This window comes from Microbacterium sp. 4R-513 (genome assembly GCF_011046485.1).
Classification (GTDB): domain Bacteria; phylum Actinomycetota; class Actinomycetes; order Actinomycetales; family Microbacteriaceae; genus Microbacterium.
In genome coordinates this window covers 1,203,012-1,218,528 of sequence record NZ_CP049256.1, presented here as the reverse complement: position 1 = coordinate 1,218,528, position 15,517 = coordinate 1,203,012, and the positions used below count along the sequence as shown (strand labels likewise).

Genomic DNA, 15,517 nt, shown 5'->3' with positions numbered 1-15,517 from the left:
GGATACAGGGGACTGCCGCGAAGGCATAAGTCAACCGATTAAGGCTACGTCGTGTCGCCTGAGAACTCAAACCGAGCCCGTCGGCGGGCATTATGCACAAGGGATCAGCCCGCTCTGGCACCGACACGCCCGCCGCCTTACAGTGGGGTTTGCTCGACAGACGCCCGGTGACTAGCGTGGCTCCGGCAGTTATCCACAGGCACGGGATGCCACATTCCTTGAGCCTGAGGCGCATCGATCAACCCGGGGGGCCATGGCTCAGCACGACATTCCAGATGTACCAGTCTGGGCGGCAGTGCTGGACGAGCTCACGGTCGACGACCGGGTGACACCGCAGCTCCACGGGTTCCTGAATCTGGCGGTGCCGCAGGGAGTGATGAGCGGGACTCTCTACCTCGACGTGCCGAACGACTTGACCGCGGCGCAGATCAACAAGCGCATGCGGGCTCCCATCATGGAGGCGCTGTCGCGCGTCCCGCAGGCCGACCCGGTCGCGACCACCTTCCGGGTCGTGGTGAATCCCGATCTCGCCGATCAGCACCTCACCGCGCCGATCCCGATCCAGGCACCGGTGCAGAGTTCAGCGCAGGTGTCTGCGCCCACGCAGACCGGCGTCATCCGTCCCCGCATCGACGAGCCCGTCGACATGGCCTCGGCCCGCAACGATTCGCGCCTGAACCCGAAGTACACGTTCGACAACTTCGTCATCGGGCAGTCCAACCGCTTCGCGCATGCCGCAGCGGTCGCGGTGGCCGAGGCTCCCGCCAAGGCATACAACCCGCTGTTCATCTACGGCGACTCGGGCCTCGGGAAGACGCACCTCCTGCATGCGATCGGCGATTACGCGATCAGCCTGTACGCCGGCATCCGGGTCCGCTACGTGTCGAGCGAGGAGTTCACGAACGACTTCATCAACTCGATCGCGAACAACCGCGGCTCGGCATTCCAGGCGCGGTATCGAGATGTCGACATCCTGCTGATCGACGACATCCAGTTCCTGCAGGGCCGTGCCGAGACGCAGGAAGCCTTCTTCCACACCTTCAACACGCTCCACGATCACGACAAGCAGGTCGTGATCACGAGCGACGTCCCGCCGAAGCACCTCACCGGCTTCGAGGACCGGATGCGCAGCCGCTTCGAGTGGGGCCTCATCACCGACGTCCAGGCGCCCGACCTCGAGACCCGCATCGCGATCCTGAGGAAGAAGGCCCAGTCCGAGCGGCTGCACATCCCCGACGAAGTGCTCGAATACATCGCGACCGTGGTGTCGTCGAACATCCGTGAACTTGAGGGCGCCCTCATCCGCGTCTCGGCATTCGCGAGCCTCAACCGCTCCACGCTCGACATGTCCCTCGCTCAGACGGTGCTCCGCGACATCGTCGACCAGGACGATGCCAACGTCATCTCGCCGACCGACATCATCACGGCGACGGCGGCCTACTTCAAGCTCTCGGTCGACGACCTCTACGGGTCGAGCCGCTCGCAGGCCGTCGCCACCGCACGGCAGATCGCCATGTATCTGTGCAGGGAGCGCACGAGCCTCTCGCTCCCCAAGATCGGCCAGCTCTTCGGCAATCGCGATCACACGACCGTCATGTACGCGTACAAGAAGATCAGCGACCTCATGAAGGAGCGCCGCTCGATCTACAACCAGGTCTCCGAGATCACGGCGCAGCTCGGCCGCACCGGGCGCTGACCCACCCCGCCGCCGGCCTCCGCACAGAGGCCGCTTCGGCGTGGCCGCACGACCGGACGGTGACGGATGCCTCGTCCCGCTCCGCGTCGGCCTGGTGCCGGCCTTTCGCCGTCATATGCCGCAGAAAGTGCTTGACACTCCCCTTGGCGCGCGCCATTATTCCCGTTCTGCACAGTGTGGAAAACCTGTGGATAACTCGGATCGACTGCGGAAACCTGTGAACAGCGGCCAGGCGCCTGTGGACGGCGACGACGAACGATGCCGACCGCGTCACACCCGGCATCCACGCACTCCGCAGCCCTTCCACATCTCACACGTTTGTAGTTCCCAGGAGACGATTGGGATCCGCAGACTTATCCACACTTTCCACAGCTGTTAACACCATGACAAGAAACCTTTGATGAAGATCCGATCCGATCACCTCGACGGGTCGGGGGCACCCCTTGGGGTGCGGGTCGACGTGGGCACTAGCATGGGTAACCCAAGCCCCAGGACGACAAGGGAGCGGCATGAGGTTCCACGTCAATCGCGACGTCTTCAGTGAGGCGGTCTCGTTCGTCGTCAAGCTGCTTCCGCAGCGAAACCCCCAGCCGATCCTCGCGGGAGTGCTGATCGAGGCCGGCGACGAAGGCCTGTCGCTCGCGGCGTTCGACTACGAGGCATCCGCTCGCACCACGATCGAGGCGACCGTCGACGAGCCGGGAACGATCCTCGTCCACGGCCGTCTGCTGTCCGAGATCGCGAGCCGCCTGCCGAACGCCCCGATCGAGATCGCGGTCGATGACGACGGCGGAATCCTCCTCACCTGCGGCTCGGCACGATTCACGCTCGCGTCCATGCCCGTGCAGGAGTACCCGGCGATCCCCGAGGTCTCCGGCGACTCCGGACTCGTGCCGTCCGAAGACTTCGCGACCGCGATCGCGCAGGTCGCCTTCGCCGCGTCGCGCGACGACGTGACGCCCGTGCTCACCGGCGTGCAGCTCGAGGTGTCGGGCACGCAGCTGAGCCTCGTCGCGACCGACCGCTACCGCGTCGCGCTGCGCGAGATCCCATGGGACGGCGGCTCGGCCGCGTCCGACGAGGCGACGACGGCGCTCGTCCCCGCCCGCACCCTCACCGAGGTCGGGAAGACGTTCTCGCACGGCGGCGACATCTCGATCGCCTTCTCCGGCTCGGGCGATCGCGAGATCATCGCCTTCACGGCGGGCAACAAGACCGTCACGTCGCTGCTCATCAAGGGCAACTTCCCGCCCGTGCGGCGGCTGTTCCCCGAGGCCACGGATCACCACGCGGTCGTCAACACGGCGGAGCTCGCCGAGGCCGTGCGGCGTGTGTCGCTCGTCCTCGACCGCTCGGCTCCGTTGCGCTTCACCTTCACCGCCGACAGCGTGTCGATGGATGCCTCGGGCACGGAGCAGGCTCGCGCGACCGAGTCGGTCGATGCCACACTCGTGGGCGACGAGGTGACTCTGGGCCTGAACCCGCAGTACCTCCTCGAGTCGCTCGGCGCCGTCCGCAGCGAGTTCGCACGGATCACCTTCACGTCGAGCGAGAACGCCAACAAGCTCAGCCCCGTCCTCATCACCCCGCAGACCTCGGTCGACAAGGGCGGGGAGGGCACCTTCAAGTACCTCCTGCAGCCGAACCTGCTGCTGCGCTGAGCCCCGCGCCGGCTTCCGGGTCGGACGCCCGAACTAGGGTTGATCCGTGATCGTGGAGCAGTTGAGCCTCGTCGACTTCCGCAACTATGCGGCCGCCGACGTCGCCCTCGATCGCGGTCCCAACGTCTTCATCGGCCGAAACGGTCAGGGCAAGACGAATCTCGCGGAGGCGATCGCGTTCTTCGCGACGCTCGGGTCGCATCGCGTCTCGAACGACGCGCCGCTCGTGCGCGACGGCGCGGATGCGGCGATCGTCCGGGCACGGCTCGCGCACGGCGAGCGTCGCGTGCTGCTCGAAGCGCAGGTCAACCGGCAGGGCTCCAACAAGGCGCGGGTCAACGGCGCACCCGTCAAGACGTCGGAGCTGCCGCGCTACGCGCAGGTCGTCCTCTTCGCGCCGGAAGATCTCCAGATCGTCCGCGGCGACCCGTCGGCCCGGCGCCGCTTCGCCGATCAGCTGCTCGTGCAGCGGTCCCCGCGCATGAGCGCTGTGCTCGGCGACTATGACCGCGTGCTCAAGCAGCGCACCGCGCTCCTCAAGTCGGCGCGGGCTCGAGGCATTCGCGGGGACGCCCTTTCGACGCTCGATGTCTGGGACGACAAGCTCATCGCGCTCGGCACCCAGGTGATCGACGCCCGGCTCGCCCTCGCCGGCGAGCTCGCGGCCCCGCTCACGGCGGCGTACACCGCGATCGCGGGTGCCGACCACCAACCCGAACTCGACTGGTCCCTCTCCGTCCGCGGCGCCGATCCGGAGGATGACACGAGTCCGCGCGAGGCCGCGAACGACGGGACGGATGCCGCGTCCCCCGTCGCGACTGTCGACATGTTCCGAGCCGCACTCGCCGCGCGGCGCACCGCCGAGCTCGACCGCGGCCTCACCCTCGTCGGGCCGCATCGCGACGACCTCGTGCTCCGCGTCCGCGGCCTCCCCGTCAAGGGCTACGCCTCGCACGGCGAGTCCTGGTCGGTCGCCCTCGCACTCCGGCTCGCCTCCGCCGAGCTGCTCCGCGCCGAATCGCAGCTCGGCGACCCCGTGCTGATCCTCGACGACGTGTTCGCCGAGCTCGACAGCGACCGGCGCGCGCGACTCGCCGACCTCGTCGGTGGGTACGAGCAGGTCGTCGTCACAGCCGCCGTCGAGCAGGACGTGCCGGCAGGACTGCGTGCGCACGTCGTGCGGGTGGAGGCGGGTCGCATCCTGGAGTCCGCGGATGCCTGACGCCGGCGCGGACGATCTGCCCGAGACGATCGCCACCTACCTGCGGCTGCGCGGGCTCGAGCCGTCGGCCCGCTCGTTCCGGCGCAAGCGGCGGAAGCGTGACGACGATGAGAACGCGCCCTTCACGGCCGGGCGAGACCCGCGCGGGGTGGGAGATGTGCTCTCGGCGCTGACGCGCGAAGCGGGCTGGGACTCTCAGCTGGCGCGTGAGGACGTCGTCCGGACGTGGGATGAGGTGGCAGGGGCCGACACCGCTCAGCACACCAGACCGGTGGCGTTCTCGGACGGCACGCTGACCGTCCAGGCCGATTCGACGGCGTGGGCGAAGCAGCTTCAGCTGATGCGCGCTCACATCCTCTCGGAGATCGTCCGGCGCTATCCCGAGGCGGGGGTCGAGACGATCCGGTTCATCGGGCCCGACGTCCCCTCCTGGAAATGGGGTCCCAGAGCCGTCCCAGGGCGCGGTCCGCGCGATACCTACGGCTGAGTCACATCTGGAACTATCCGGACAGATTTCCGGGCGCCACAGGGCCGTACAGCCTCCGCTGAGGCCCTTCACTTGATAGGATGGATCGACCCCGACGGCCGATCTGGAGCGCTCGAGAACATATGACGTCTGTGAATCCCGAAAGCGTTGCCGGAGAACCCGCATCGACGAACAGCGGAACCCCGCTCGGCGACTACGGCGCTGACGCGATCCAGGTGCTCGAAGGCCTCGAGGCGGTTCGCAAACGTCCCGGCATGTACATCGGGTCCACCGGCCCGCGCGGTCTGCATCACCTCGTCTACGAGATCGTCGACAACTCGGTCGACGAGGCCCTCGCGGGATACTGCGATCTCATCGAGGTGACGATCCTGCCGGACGGCGGAGTGCGGGTCGTCGACAACGGCCGAGGCATCCCCGTCGACATGCACAAGACAGAGGGGAAGTCGACCGTCGAAGTCGTCCTCACGGTGCTGCACGCCGGTGGCAAGTTCGGCGGCGGGGGCTACGCCGTCTCGGGCGGCCTGCACGGCGTCGGCTCATCGGTCGTCAACGCCCTCTCGACTCGCCTCGAGGTCGAGGTCAGGCGTCAGGGCTCCGTCTGGCGTCAGTCCTACCGCGACGGCGGCGTGCCCGTCTCACCGCTCGAGCAGGGTGAGGAGAGCAGCGAGACAGGCACCATCATCACGTTCTGGCCCGACCCCGAGATCTTCGAGACGGTCGAGTTCGACTACGACACCCTCCGCACGCGCTTCCAGCAGATGGCGTTCCTGAACAAGGGCCTGCGCATCGACCTCGTCGATGAGCGTCCGGGCGAAGCGATCGAGACCGAGACCGAGGGCGAGGTCCGCTTTACGCAGCCCACGGACTCGTTCCTCTACGAACGAGGCCTCGTCGACTACGTCGAGTACCTCAACAAGACGCGTCACGCCGATGTCGTGAACGACCAGATCATCGAGGTCGAGTCCGAAGACACCGACCGCAAGATCGCGCTCGAGCTCGCGATGCAGTGGACGACGAGCTACACCGAGAACGTCTTCACCTACGCGAACACGATCAACACCCACGAGGGCGGCACGCACGAAGAGGGTTTCCGGGCGGCGCTCACGACGCTCGTGAACAAGTACGCGCGGTCGCAGAACCTCCTCAAGGAGAAGGACGACAACCTCTCGGGCGACGACGTCCGCGAGGGTCTCACCGCCGTCATCTCGATCAAGCTCTCCGAGCCGCAGTTCGAGGGCCAGACGAAGACGAAGCTCGGCAACACCGAGGCCAAGGCCTTCGTGCAGAAGGTCGTCGGCGACCAGCTCGGCGACTGGTTCGAGCGAAACCCGCAGCAGGCCAAGCTCGTCGTTCGCAAGGCGATCGATGCCGCTACCGCCCGACTCGCCGCCCGCAAGGCGCGCGAGACCGCGCGTCGCAAGAGCGTGTTCGAGTCGGCGTCGATGCCCGACAAGCTCAAGGACTGCACGAGCAAAGACCCGTCGATCAGCGAGATCTTCCTCGTCGAGGGCGACTCGGCCGGCGGCTCGGCGGTGCAGGGTCGCGACCCGCACACGCAGGCGATCCTCGCTCTCCGCGGCAAGATCCTCAATGTCGAGCGCGCCCGCCTCGACCGCGCGCTGGGCAACAACGAGATCCAGGCGATGATCCAGGCGTTCGGCACCGGCATCGGCGAGGACTTCGCCGTCGAGAAGGCGCGGTACCACAAGATCGTGCTGATGGCGGATGCCGACGTCGACGGTCAGCACATCACGACGCTGCTGCTGACGCTGCTCTTCCGCTACATGCGAGGGCTCATCGAGGCCGGCTACGTGTACCTCGCGATGCCGCCCCTGTACCGGCTCAAGTGGTCGAACTCGCCGCACGAGTACGTCTACAGCGACGTCGAGCGCGATGCCCTGCTGGCCGACGGCCTGGCCAACGGCAAGCGGATCCCGAAGGACAACGGCATCCAGCGCTACAAGGGCCTCGGTGAGATGAACGACAAGGAGCTGTGGGAGACGACGATGGATCCCACGACCCGCACCCTCCGCCAGGTCACGATCGACGACGCCGTCGCCGCCGACACGATCTTCACGACCCTCATGGGTGAAGACGTCGAGTCGCGCCGGCAGTTCATCCAGAAGAACGCGAAGGATGTCCGGTTCCTCGACATCTAGCGTTCCGTCGCTCCTGCTCACCCCCGCCGCACTGCGGTCGATGAGCACGCGAAGCATGACGGAACGGATCAACGGAAGAGAAGCGCATGGCTGACGACAGCACCACGACCGAGGCATCCGGTCACAATCACGGGCACATCGAGCAGGTCGACCTGCAAGGCGAGATGCAGCGCAGCTATCTCGACTACGCGATGGCCGTCATCGTGGGCCGCGCCCTCCCCGATGTGCGGGACGGCCTGAAGCCCGTGCACCGCCGCGTGATCTACGCGATGTACGACGGCGGCTATCGTCCCGACAAGTCGTTCTCGAAGTGCGCGCGCGTCGTCGGCGAGGTCATGGGTCAGTACCACCCGCACGGTGACGCCCCCATCTACGACACCCTCGTGCGCCTCGTGCAGCCGTGGGCCCTGCGGTATCCCCTCGCGCTCGGTCAGGGCAACTTCGGCTCGCCCGGCAATATGGGCGCCGCCGCCCCGCGGTACACCGAGACCAAGATGGCCCCGCTCGCGCTCGAGATGGTGCGTGACATCGAAGAAGAGACCGTCGACTTCGAGGAGAACTACGACGGTCGAACGCAGGAGCCCACCGTCCTGCCGTCGCGGTTCCCGAACCTCCTGGTCAACGGCTCCGTCGGCATCGCCGTCGGCATGGCGACCAACATCCCGCCGCACAACCTCCGAGAGGTCGCCGAGGGTGCTCTGTGGGCGCTCGAGAATCCGGATGCCTCGCGCGAAGAGCTGCTCGAGGCGCTCATGCAGCGCATCAAGGGACCCGACTTCCCGACGGGCGCGCAGATCCTGGGCACCCGCGGCATCCACGAGGCCTACCGCACCGGCCGCGGCTCCATCACGATGCGGGCCGTCGTCGAGATCGCAGAGATCCAGGGCCGCACGTGTCTCGTCATCACCGAGCTGCCCTACCAGGTCAACCCCGACAACCTCGCGCTCAAGATCGCCGACCTCGCGCGCGACGGCAAGATCTCCGGCATCGCCGACATCCGCGACGAGACCTCCGGCCGCACGGGCCAGCGTCTCGTGATCGTGCTCAAGCGCGACGCGGTCGCCAAGGTCGTGCTCAACAACCTCTACAAGCACACGCAGCTGCAGGAGAACTTCGGGGCGAACATGCTCGCCATCGTCGACGGCGTGCCCCGCACACTGTCGCTCGACGGCTTCGTGTCGCACTGGGTGGACCACCAGGTCGACGTCATCGTGCGCCGCACGCAGTTCCGCCTCCGCAAGGCGGAAGAGCGCATGCACATCCTGCGCGGCTACCTCAAGGCGCTCGATGCGCTCGACGAGGTCATCGCGCTCATCCGGCGGTCGCCGACGGTCGACGATGCGCGTGAAGGCCTCATGGGTCTGCTCGGAATCGACGAGATCCAGGCCGACGCGATCCTGTCGATGCAGCTCCGTCGTCTCGCCGCGCTCGAGCGCCAGAAGATCATCGACGAGGCGACCGAGCTCGAGGCGCAGATCACCGACTTCCGCGACATCCTCGCCAAGCCCGAGCGTCAGCGCTCGATCATCCGCGAAGAGCTGCGTGGCATCGTCGAGAAGTTCGGCGACGACCGTCGCACCTCGATCGAGTTCGGCTTCGACGGCGACATGACCGACGAAGACCTCATCCCCGAAGAGGAGATGGTGGTCAGCGTCACCCGCGACGGGTACATCAAGCGCACGCGCAGCGACAACTACCGGTCGCAGCACCGCGGCGGCAAGGGCGTCAAGGGTGCGCAGCTGCGCGCAGACGACGTCGTCGAGCACTTCTTCGTCACGACGACCCACCACTGGCTCCTCTTCTTCACGACGAAGGGCCGCGTCTACCGCGAGAAGACGTATCGCGTGCCGGAGGCGGGCCGGGATGCCAAGGGTCAGCACGTCGCGAACCTCCTGGCCCTCCAGCCCGACGAGGAGATCGCGCAGATCCTCGACATCCGCGACTACCGGGTCGCGACCTATCTCGTGCTCGCGACGCGGGGCGGCCTCGTCAAGAAGACGCGCCTCACCGAATACGACACGAACCGGCAGGGCGGTGTCATCGCCATCAAGCTCCGTGAGGACGATGAGGTCGTCAGCGCCCTCCTCGTCGACGAGGGCGACGACGTCCTCCTCATCTCGCGGCACGGCATGTCCCTGCGGTTCACGGCGACGGACGATGCCCTCCGCCCCATGGGCCGCTCGACCGAGGGCGTGAAGGGGATGTCGTTCCGCGGCGACGACAGTCTGCTCTCGGCATCCCTCGTCGACCACGACGGATTCGTCTTCGTCGTGACCGAGGGAGGGTACGCGAAGCGCACCGAAGTCGACCAGTACCGGGGCCAGAGCCGCGGTGGCCTGGGCATCAAGGTGGCCAAGCTGAGCGAGGATCGAGGCGACCTCGCGGGCGGTCTCATCGTCTCCGAGGACGACGAGGTCTTGGTGGTTCTTGCCAGCGGCAAGGTGGTACGCTCTGCCGTGGCCGAGGTGCCCGCCAAGGGCCGTGACACCATGGGTGTCGTGTTCGCCCGCCCCGACGGAGATGATCGCATCATTGCGATCGCCCGCAACGGCGAGCGAGGCCTGGCTGAAGAAGCAGAGGCCGGTGCTGACCAGGAGTCCGCCGAATCCGAGGCTTCCGCCGAGACCCCCGAAGAGAGTACTGACGCATGAGCACGGTAGCCGACAAGCTCGCCAAGAAATCCAGCCACAAGACGAGCGCCAAGCAGGTCCGCCTCCGTCTGGTCTATGTCGACTTCTGGTCGGCCGTGAAGCTGTCGTTCCTCGCGGCCGTCGCGCTCGCGATCGTGACGATCGTGTCGTTCTTCCTCATCTACATGGTCGTCCAGACGACGGGCCTCATCGGCCGCGTCGACGAGTTCTTCCAGAGCTTCTCGGACGGCGGTGTCTCGCTGACCGACTTCATCGGCCTGCCGCAGGTCATGGCGGTCGGCGCGATCGTCGCCATCCTCAACCTCATCGTCGTGACGGTGCTCGGCGCCGTTATCGCGGGCATCTACAACCTCGCGGTCAAGATCACCGGCGGCCTGCTCGTCGGCTTCACGAGCAACTAGCAGAGCCTCGACAGTTCGGACGGATGCCTCGTCCCGGCGCACGACGCCGGGGCGGGGCATCCGTCATTCTCATCCGGGAGTGACGGATGCTGCGGCCCGCGCTCCGCTCGCGAGGGCCCGCGCGGCGAGGTTCGGGCGGTAGTCGAGCTCGTCGATGATCCGCTGCACCCGCTCGCGGGTCGCATCTGCGACGAACGGCCTCTCGTTCACGACGTTCGACACCGTCTTGATCGATACGCCCGCGCGCGCTGCCACATCGACGAGGGTGGCGCTGCGTTCGCCGTCCGCCGCGGTCGGCAGGGCGTCGTGCAGCGTGCGGCCGGGGTTGTTGCGTCGGCGCATCTTGATGAAGTTGCCGCACCCCGCCGCCGAGCACCACCGGCCCGACCGATTCCGCGATCCGTCCCAGTAGGCCCACCGGCAGGAGTCGCGGGAGCACGCCTTGAGCCGGCTCCAGTCCTCCGCTCCCCGCGCCTCGTCGAGCGCCTCGACGATGAGCGACACGGCATCCGGCGCCCCGTGGGTGCGCGCCGTGACGCGGGGGCTGCCCGAACCATCGAATCCCAGCGCGAGCGGCCGCCGTGCGAGCGCGTCGTTGAGGTCATCGATCGCCGTGGCGAGCGGCTCGTGGCCCGCGTGGGCGAGCAGCACCTCTCTCAGCCCTTCGCGGATCCGGCGCGCCAGGACGAGATCCTCGAGCGTGGGCTCGGAGCACTCGGTCTCGAGCCGGTCGGTCAGCCAGGTACGGAGGGACGAGGCATCCGTCCACGTCTCATCGTCGACCTGCCACTCGACGGTGTTCACGAGGTCGCGGATGAACGCGACTCCGGCTGAGGGCTCGGTGGCGGGGGCTTCGGATGACGGCATGACACCAATGAAACCGGATAGCCGGTGTCAGATCAAGCGTCAGACGACGGCCGTGCCGAGGAGAGTTCCGATGACCCACGTCACGGCCAGGGCGAGGGCGCCGCCGATGACGAGGCGGAGGACCGCTCGACCGCGTTGAGCTCCGCCGAGCCGGGCCGAGACCGAGCCCGTGACGGCCAGGGCGATCAGCACGGCGACGAAGGTCACGGGAACCCGCCACTCGGGCGGCGGCAGCAGGATCGCGAGGAGCGGAAGCAGCGCACCCAGCGTGAACGAGATCGCCGACGAGATGGCCGCGTGCCACGGATTGACGAGGTCGTCCTGATCGATGTGCAGCTCGACCTCGAGATGCGCCGCGAGGGCGTCGTGCGCCGTGAGCTCCGTCGCGACCTGGCGGGCGGTCTCGTCGGTCAGTCCGCGATCCCGGTACAGCTGGGTCAGCTCTTCGAACTCCTCGTCGGGCATCTCGTGGAGCTCGCGGCGCTCCTTCGCGATGAGCGCACGCTCCGAGTCGCGCTGACTGCTGACCGAGACGTACTCGCCGAGCGCCATCGAGATCGCGCCGCCGACCAGCCCGGCGATGCCGGCGAGGAGGAGGGCGGGTGTGTCGGTCGTCGCGCCGGCCACGCCGACGACGAGGGAGGCGACCGACACGATGCCGTCGTTGGCGCCGAGCACACCGGCACGCAGCCAGTTCAGACGCTGTCCGATGCTGTTCGTGTGCGCCTCTCCGGCGTGCGGGCTGTCGGTCACGGCCTCAGTCAAGCACCGTTCGCCGAATGGAGCGTCGGGTCGGTCCCTCGATTCGAGAAAACGCCGCGCGTCCGGTAAAGTCTTGCAGGTTGACGGCGCACGGCGCCGACACGATCGGGGCTATAGCTCAGGCGGTTAGAGCGCTTCACTGATAATGAAGAGGTCCCAGGTTCAAGTCCTGGTAGCCCCACACCACAGCCCCGGGGCCTTAGCTCAGTTGGTAGAGCGCCTGCTTTGCAAGCAGGATGTCAGGAGTTCGAATCTCCTAGGCTCCACCATGCGGAAGAAGCCGGTCCCGAAGGGGCCGGCTTCTTCCGCATTTTGGTACTGCGATTCGAACGAGCGGCGAAGCCGCGTTCGACAGGCCCCTGGCGCGGAGGCTCCGCGCGCCGCGAAGCGGCGGGTGGAGTGCGCCAGGGACTCCTAGGCTCCACCATGCGGAAGAAGCCGGTCCCGAAGGGGCCGCCTTCTTCGCTTGCGCTTAGGGTGGAGCATGGACATCAGGGTCGCCGCCTACGCCGTCGTGGTGGACGAGGGCGGCCACATCCTCCTCGCCCACTGGAACGAGGGGCGTCGGGCCGCGTGGACTCTGCCCGGCGGCGGCCTGGAACCCGGCGAGGATCCCGAGCGCGCCGCGCGCCGCGAAGTCAAGGAAGAGACCGGCTACAAGGTCGAGATACAAGAGCTGCTCGGCATCCACTCCCGCGTCATCCCGGTCTCGCGGCGCATCTCCGAAGACGCGACAGAGCCGTTGCACGCCCTGCGGATCGTCTATCGCGCCCGCATCACCGGCGGCAAGCTGCGAAACGAGATCGACGGGTCGACGGACCGGGCGGAATGGTTCCCGCTCGACGCAGTCGAAGAGCTCCAGCGCGTCAAGCTCGTGGACATCGCCATCGGCATGGCCGGGCACGGCTGACATCCGGCCGGACGACGGATGCCTCGGCCCCCGTCAGTCGATCGGCTGAGAGATGTCGGCGACCGTGGCTCCGTACGCTGCGATCAGATCGTCGGCCTGCACGAACAGACTGTAGCCGTGCGCGCCGGCGCCCATCGCGATGCGCTCGCCCACGATCCGCTCGTCGGCGAAGACCGGCCAGTCGTTCGAGCTGCCGAGCGGCACGATCGTGCCGCGCTCATATCCGGTCGCTGCGAGAGCACGCTCGGGGTCGGGCAGCTGCAGCTTGTTCACACCGACGACCGCGCGCAGCTTCGGCCACGAGATCGCGCGGTCGCCCGGAACCAGCGCGAAGAGGAACGTGTCATCGCTCCGCTTCACGACGAGCGTCTTGACGATCCCCGCCGGCGAGATGCCGAGAAGCTCGGCGGCCTCAGGCAGGCTCTTCGCAGCGGGTCGCTCGCGGATCTCGATGTCGAGGCCGCGCTCGGCCGCCGCGTTCCGCACGCGGTCGGTCGGTTCGGCCATTCAGGCGTCGGGCGCGCGCAGCGGGTCGTCGGCCACCCAGAGCTCGTCGTCGGCGCGGAGCGTCTGCCATGCGGCGTACGCGACGCCGAGGGCCGCAGCGACGCCGAAGATGATGGCGATGATGCTGCCGGCGCCGATGCCCTTCTTCTGCGGCTCGATGGCCGCGACCTGCTTCGAGAGCTTCTTGGTGACGGCGGAGCCGTACTGGTCGAGCTTCTTGCCGTAGCCCGACAGGTCGAGCCCGCGACCGCTGGACAGCCGGTCACGCTGCTCGTTCGCGGCATCCCACACCGAGAGCGCCGATCCGACCACGGCGCCCGCGGCGGGAACGACGCGATCGTTCAGGACGTGCCTCGACGCGCTGAGGCCCTTGTCGACGTAGGGCGCGGCGTACTTGCCGTACGTCTCCTTTGCCTGCGGCACCAGCTGCTCGCGGCGGTAGTTGCCGAGCTGGCGGCGCGCCTCTCGGGCGACCGACGCGGCCTCGCCCACGAGGACCTGCTGAGAGTCCCAAAGGCGATTCGCCTGGTCCTGCAGCTTGCGGAGTTCCTTCTTGCGCTTACGGCTGAGGCTCACGGGGCCCTCCCTGTCGTCGGGGATGTGGTTCTCCCCATCTTGCCAGACAGCCCCCGACCCGGGAGGGGTTGCGCAGAACTCTGAGAGAATGTTAGGCATGCCCACGCCTACCGCGGTCGCGACCCTGCACACGAACCACGGCGACATCGTCGTCAACCTCTTCGGAGACCACGCTCCCCGCACGGTCCAGAACTTCATCGGCCTCGCCGACGGCACCGGTGAGTGGAAAGACCCCTCGACGGGCCAGCCCGGTCAGGGCCCCCTCTACAAGGACGTCGTCTTCCACCGCATCATCCCCGGCTTCATGATCCAGGGCGGCGACCCGCTCGGTCAGGGCACGGGCGGTCCCGGTTACACATTCAACGACGAGATCCACCCCGAGCTCGACTTCCAGAAGCCCTACATCCTCGCGATGGCCAACGCGGGTCTGCGTCGCAACGCGATCACCGGTCAGCCCGAGGGGACGAACGGCTCGCAGTTCTTCATCACGACCGACCCGACGCCGTGGCTGCAGGGCAAGCACACGATCTTTGGTGAGGTGGCCGACGACGCGTCGCGCGAGGTCGTCGACACGATCAGCGCCGTGCCGACCGGCGCGGGCGACCGTCCCATCGAGCCGGTCGTCCTCGAGTCGATCGACGTCGTCGCGGCCTGACGCCCGGAGACGAGACCCCTCGCCCGTGACCACGGACGCCTTCGCTCGCAACAGCGACAACTTCTGCTATCGGCATCCTGACCGCGTGAGCTTCGTGCTCTGCCAGCGATGCCTGCGCACGATCTGCCCCGAGTGCCAGACGCAGGCCGCGGTCGGCGTCATCTGCCCCGAGTGCATGCGCGACCAGCAGAAGGCGCAGACGACGGCTCAGAAGAAGGCCGAGCGGCGCGCACGACCCGTGCGCGCCGTCACGCTGTCGGACGCCCGACCGTATGCGACCTACGGAATCATCCTCGCCACCGCGGTCGTCTACCTGCTGCAGCTGCTCATCCCGGGCCGCTTCGTGGAGAGCTGGCTCGCCTTCAACAGCCTCTTCGTCATCCCGGGAAGCGAAGCGGCGTTTCAGCCGTGGCGTCTCATCACGGTGCTCTTCGTGCACGGGAGCTTCTGGCACATCGCGCTGAACATGCTGGCGCTGTGGATGATCGGGCGAAGTCTCGAGCCGCTTCTCGGCCACGGAAGATTCGTGACCCTCTATCTGCTGAGCGGTCTCGGCGGCTCGGTCGCCGTTGCGCTCCTTGCTCCCGGTGTGTGGGTGGTCGGAGCATCCGGCGCGATCTTCGGCCTCTTCGGCGCTCTGCTCGTGATCGGCAGACATATCGGCGCGAACATCACCTCGATCGCGATTATCATCGCGATCAACTTCGCGCTGCCGTTCGTCTTCGCGCTGGCGAGCAGCATCGGGCGAGGCTCGTTCGCCGACGCGCTCGCGTCGATCCAGATCTCGTGGCAGGCGCACCTGGGCGGGTTCCTCGTCGGCGCGCTCGTGGGATTCATCTTCGCCCGCACGCGGACGGCGGCCCGCCGGACGGCGCAGATCTGGCTTCTCGTGGGCACCGGGCTGGTGCTGCTGGCCCTCCTCGTGATCCCCGTCGTGCTGTACCGCTAGGGAGTTATCCACAG

The 15,517-nt window shown here is 67.5% G+C and carries 14 protein-coding genes and 2 tRNA genes; 12 read left to right on the top strand and 4 right to left on the bottom strand.

Annotated features, from left to right (window positions below; translation table 11 throughout):
- Positions 1 to 253 precede the first annotated feature (253 nt).
- The 7 genes from dnaA (at position 254) to G5T42_RS05240 (ending at position 10,277) form a co-directional block, all read left to right on the top strand.
- Complete coding sequence (dnaA, locus tag G5T42_RS05270) at positions 254 to 1,696, top strand: chromosomal replication initiator protein DnaA (protein ID WP_165126431.1); 1,443 nt, start codon at positions 254 to 256, stop codon at positions 1,694 to 1,696.
- Positions 1,697 to 2,205: 509 nt separating this feature from the next.
- The gene (gene dnaN / locus G5T42_RS05265) at positions 2,206 to 3,357 is read left to right on the top strand and encodes a DNA polymerase III subunit beta (protein ID WP_165126428.1); all 1,152 of its coding nucleotides are present in this window, start codon (positions 2,206 to 2,208) and stop codon (positions 3,355 to 3,357) included.
- A 46-nt stretch (positions 3,358 to 3,403) separates the two neighbouring features.
- The gene (gene recF, locus G5T42_RS05260) at positions 3,404 to 4,579 is read left to right on the top strand and encodes a DNA replication/repair protein RecF (RefSeq protein ID WP_165126425.1); all 1,176 of its coding nucleotides are present in this window, start codon (positions 3,404 to 3,406) and stop codon (positions 4,577 to 4,579) included.
- Entirely contained in the window at positions 4,572 to 5,066 is a 495-nt protein-coding gene (locus G5T42_RS05255) for a DciA family protein (RefSeq protein WP_165126422.1), read from the top strand. The genes recF and G5T42_RS05255 overlap by 8 nt, the downstream gene beginning before the upstream one ends.
- 122 nt (positions 5,067 to 5,188) lie before the next feature.
- The gene (gyrB, locus tag G5T42_RS05250; RefSeq protein WP_165126419.1) at positions 5,189 to 7,225 is read left to right on the top strand and encodes a DNA topoisomerase (ATP-hydrolyzing) subunit B; all 2,037 of its coding nucleotides are present in this window, start codon (positions 5,189 to 5,191) and stop codon (positions 7,223 to 7,225) included.
- A gap of 86 nt (positions 7,226 to 7,311) precedes the next feature.
- Complete coding sequence (gene gyrA, locus G5T42_RS05245; RefSeq protein WP_165126416.1) at positions 7,312 to 9,876, top strand: DNA gyrase subunit A; 2,565 nt, start codon at positions 7,312 to 7,314, stop codon at positions 9,874 to 9,876.
- A complete protein-coding gene (locus G5T42_RS05240) occupies positions 9,873 to 10,277 on the top strand; it encodes a DUF3566 domain-containing protein (protein ID WP_165126413.1) in 405 nt (134 codons plus the stop codon). The genes gyrA and G5T42_RS05240 overlap by 4 nt, the downstream gene beginning before the upstream one ends.
- 69 nt (positions 10,278 to 10,346) lie before the next feature.
- Here G5T42_RS05240 and G5T42_RS17575 read toward each other — a convergent pair whose 3' ends face one another.
- Positions 10,347 to 11,144 carry a CGNR zinc finger domain-containing protein gene (locus G5T42_RS17575; protein ID WP_165126410.1) on the bottom strand — a complete coding sequence of 266 codons (798 nt, stop codon included), beginning with the start codon at positions 11,142 to 11,144 and terminating at the stop codon, positions 10,347 to 10,349.
- Positions 11,145 to 11,183: 39 nt separating this feature from the next.
- The gene (locus tag G5T42_RS05230) at positions 11,184 to 11,897 is read right to left on the bottom strand and encodes a VIT family protein (RefSeq protein WP_206535713.1); all 714 of its coding nucleotides are present in this window, start codon (positions 11,895 to 11,897) and stop codon (positions 11,184 to 11,186) included.
- A gap of 116 nt (positions 11,898 to 12,013) precedes the next feature.
- Between G5T42_RS05230 and G5T42_RS05225 the strand changes: the two genes are divergently transcribed.
- From G5T42_RS05225 to G5T42_RS05215, 3 genes are all read left to right on the top strand, one after another.
- A tRNA-Ile gene (locus G5T42_RS05225) sits at positions 12,014 to 12,087 on the top strand.
- Positions 12,088 to 12,099: 12 nt separating this feature from the next.
- Positions 12,100 to 12,175 (top strand) — tRNA-Ala (locus G5T42_RS05220).
- Between the two features lie 215 nt (positions 12,176 to 12,390).
- On the top strand, positions 12,391 to 12,816 hold the full coding sequence (locus G5T42_RS05215) for an NUDIX hydrolase (protein WP_165126404.1): 426 nt from the start codon (positions 12,391 to 12,393) through the stop codon (positions 12,814 to 12,816).
- Between the two features lie 33 nt (positions 12,817 to 12,849).
- On the opposite strand, the gene G5T42_RS05210 is transcribed toward G5T42_RS05215, so the two are convergent.
- Both G5T42_RS05210 and G5T42_RS05205 read right to left on the bottom strand, forming a co-directional pair.
- Positions 12,850 to 13,323: a YbaK/EbsC family protein gene (locus G5T42_RS05210; RefSeq protein ID WP_165126401.1), complete on the bottom strand. Its 474-nt coding sequence runs from the start codon at positions 13,321 to 13,323 to the stop codon at positions 12,850 to 12,852.
- Positions 13,324 to 13,899 (bottom strand): DNA helicase, encoded by a 576-nt coding sequence (locus tag G5T42_RS05205; protein WP_165126398.1) that lies wholly within the window; start codon positions 13,897 to 13,899, stop codon positions 13,324 to 13,326.
- A 97-nt stretch (positions 13,900 to 13,996) separates the two neighbouring features.
- On the opposite strand from G5T42_RS05205, the gene G5T42_RS05200 reads away from it, so the two are divergent.
- Together G5T42_RS05200 and G5T42_RS05195 are read left to right on the top strand one after the other, a co-directional pair.
- Positions 13,997 to 14,554 (top strand): peptidylprolyl isomerase, encoded by a 558-nt coding sequence (locus G5T42_RS05200; RefSeq protein WP_165126395.1) that lies wholly within the window; start codon positions 13,997 to 13,999, stop codon positions 14,552 to 14,554.
- Between the two features lie 25 nt (positions 14,555 to 14,579).
- Positions 14,580 to 15,503, top strand: a complete 924-nt coding sequence (locus G5T42_RS05195) for a rhomboid family intramembrane serine protease (protein ID WP_165126392.1) — start codon at positions 14,580 to 14,582, stop codon at positions 15,501 to 15,503.
- Positions 15,504 to 15,517: the final 14 nt, after the last annotated feature.

What these genes read in the sequence shown, in the direction of transcription:
- dnaA (WP_165126431.1), top strand. Translation starts at nt 254, where the DNA reads ATGGCTCAGCACGACATTCCAGATGTACCAGTCTGGGCGGCAGTGCTG.
- dnaN (WP_165126428.1), top strand. Translation starts at nt 2,206, where the DNA reads ATGAGGTTCCACGTCAATCGCGACGTCTTCAGTGAGGCGGTCTCGTTC.
- G5T42_RS05255 (WP_165126422.1), top strand. Translation starts at nt 4,572, where the DNA reads ATGCCTGACGCCGGCGCGGACGATCTGCCCGAGACGATCGCCACCTAC.
- gyrB (WP_165126419.1), top strand. Translation starts at nt 5,189, where the DNA reads ATGACGTCTGTGAATCCCGAAAGCGTTGCCGGAGAACCCGCATCGACG.
- gyrA (WP_165126416.1), top strand. Translation starts at nt 7,312, where the DNA reads ATGGCTGACGACAGCACCACGACCGAGGCATCCGGTCACAATCACGGG.
- G5T42_RS05240 (WP_165126413.1), top strand. Translation starts at nt 9,873, where the DNA reads ATGAGCACGGTAGCCGACAAGCTCGCCAAGAAATCCAGCCACAAGACG.
- G5T42_RS17575 (WP_165126410.1), bottom strand. Translation starts at nt 11,144, where the DNA reads ATGCCGTCATCCGAAGCCCCCGCCACCGAGCCCTCAGCCGGAGTCGCG.
- G5T42_RS05215 (WP_165126404.1), top strand. Translation starts at nt 12,391, where the DNA reads ATGGACATCAGGGTCGCCGCCTACGCCGTCGTGGTGGACGAGGGCGGC.
- G5T42_RS05210 (WP_165126401.1), bottom strand. Translation starts at nt 13,323, where the DNA reads ATGGCCGAACCGACCGACCGCGTGCGGAACGCGGCGGCCGAGCGCGGC.
- G5T42_RS05200 (WP_165126395.1), top strand. Translation starts at nt 13,997, where the DNA reads ATGCCCACGCCTACCGCGGTCGCGACCCTGCACACGAACCACGGCGAC.